Annotated in this window: 2 protein-coding genes; both read right to left on the bottom strand. The window is 36.2% G+C overall.

From position 1 onward, the window contains the following. Positions 1 to 1,448, bottom strand: a 1,448-nt coding sequence (locus ACP5FO_RS05575; protein WP_428157145.1) for a multiheme c-type cytochrome, incomplete at its 3' end; no start/stop codon positions are given. A 9-nt stretch (positions 1,449 to 1,457) separates the two neighbouring features. Beyond that, a complete protein-coding gene (locus ACP5FO_RS05570) occupies positions 1,458 to 1,988 on the bottom strand; it encodes a cytochrome c3 family protein (RefSeq protein ID WP_428157144.1) in 531 nt (176 codons plus the stop codon). Positions 1,989 to 2,238 lie beyond the last annotated feature (250 nt).

Here is a 2,238-nt window from a genome sequence, read left to right as displayed (position 1 = left end):
TGATTTGGATCAATTTTGCCATCTTTCATTCGTTGATTGTATATTGCCTGCAGAATCCTGAGACTTTGTTGAAGTTGAAATACACCATGCCAATGTGAATAATCTGGACCTTCCATTACAGCGCCCTGGCGCATCCTTCTGCCCTCATGGTGCCACATGTAATAGTATGTTCTAAATGCAGGATCAGCCCAAGGATCTTTCATCATTAAATGTTTCTTTTCTAAAGTATTAATCATTTCGCTTGCAGCGTGAGCGTACTTATTGTAAAGCTCTATTTGTTTGTCAGCTTGTGCCATGTAATTAGATGCAAATGAAGTAGTATGACAAGATGCACATACCTGTAACATTTCTTTTCTTGCTTCTTGTGGACCTTTTGGGTTTCCAGCTAAAGGATTACCAGCTGTAAATTTACCTGTTTTCATATATTCAAAAGCTGCAGTTTCGTAACCACCTGTCCTTTCTTTTGAAATTGGTGCCCATAGGTTCCACTTTAGTCTCATATCAATATTATGTGTTGGTTGCAATCCATTTACACCACTCATGTGACATGTGGCACATGTTGGGGCATTATAGTCATTTCCAGGTATCCATGCACCAGGAGGGCTATCCCAATGCCATTTGTCACCATGCGCTGCAAAAAGAGCACCATGAACTGAATTATCATAGACTTCTATATCGGGGTGGTCAGGACCTAAATGGCATGTTGCACAAGATGAAGGTTTTCTGGCCTGGGCTATAGAAAATTGATGCCTAAAATGACAAGATGCGCAATTTCCTACACCCCCGTCTGGATAGACATTACCTATACCATGACTTGGCCATGTGCCTTGAGTGGGTTCATGGTTGGGACCCATTTTAATAATAGAGCCATGACATTGAGCGCAACCTGTAAGTAAAACCGCATCTTTATACTGTGGCATGCCCATATCTTCATGTGCCAATAATGCCTGATCTGGCTTTAGCGCAACTATATGGATAGCTGCTCTTGCGTGACCGCTTTCTTCAAACTCTTTAACTTCGTTTGGGTGGCATTTTGCACAGGTTTTTGGTGATACCATTTTGCTAACATAAATATTTGTGCCCTTTACGCCAGGACAATTTTGATTTGCCATAGGGTTGTCCTTTGAAACACCATGACAATCAATGCAGCTAACTCCAGCATGTGCCATTGAGCTTTTAGACCAATCCTGTACAATTGCAGGTGTTTTTTGTGCGTGACACTCTATACATGTCGCAGCTTCTTTTGTTACACCTTTACCTTTTGACATATTAATTTTTTCACTGTAGGCAATATTAGCATAGCGTAAATTTGAATTGTTTTGCGAAACGATTGGATTTTCAGCTATAATCTGGTTTTGAGATTTATTTGCTTGACTCAGAAACCAGCTTGCACTTCCAACAATAACCAAAAGAAACACTACACCTACAATTACCAATGTTTTTTTCATAAAACCCCCTTAAGACTTAATAAATGCTTTTAAATCTTTGTGTCCAACATTGCTGTGGCAGTCCACACATGATTGAGTAGTTGTTTTTGCAAAATAAGCCCTATGCGCTAAAAATGCTCTTTGATTTTGTAGAGATTCTTCTTTAAGATTGCTGTGGCACTTCAGACAACCGCTATCGTAAACATATTTATTTGGATCTTTTAATTTTTGAGCCCAATTTATTTTTGAAGTATTTGTAAAAGTTTCAAAAAATACATCGTTAAGTCCGGTTTTAGCTTTTGTAAATAAATAATTTGGAAGACTATTGTGGGGTAGATGACAATCTGTGCACTGAACTTTAAAGCCAAATTTATTGTTTCCGCCATGCACATCTAATGTGTACGATTGAACCATGGGTTGCATTGAATGACACGATGCGCAAAAATTTTCACCAGCTGTTTTTTCAACTCCAATGTAAGTTGCAAATGATAATAAAACACCAATTATTATACCAATTACAGCTATTGCAATAGCTTTTATAGGTCTGATTTGATTTTGCATAAATACCTCAAAATTACAATCTTTTAAACAATATATCATAAATTTGCTAATAAAAATTGATCTATGTCAATTTTTTTGTATTTTTTTAATTGTAATGTATTAAAAAAGTAATTATGTAATTAATAATCAATCAAAATGTAATTACATGATATTACATTTAGCAATAATGTAATACTCTAATGAGGGAGGGGGAAACATGTCTTTAAAGTCACGCACTTATATTTTATTTGCATTTGTTATTATTTTTAAC

It is taken from the genome of Desulfurella sp., assembly GCF_049977265.1.
Lineage (GTDB): Bacteria > Campylobacterota_A > Desulfurellia > Desulfurellales > Desulfurellaceae > Desulfurella.
The sequence above is the reverse complement of the archived record's forward strand: the minus strand, read 5'-3'. Positions and strand labels throughout refer to the sequence as shown.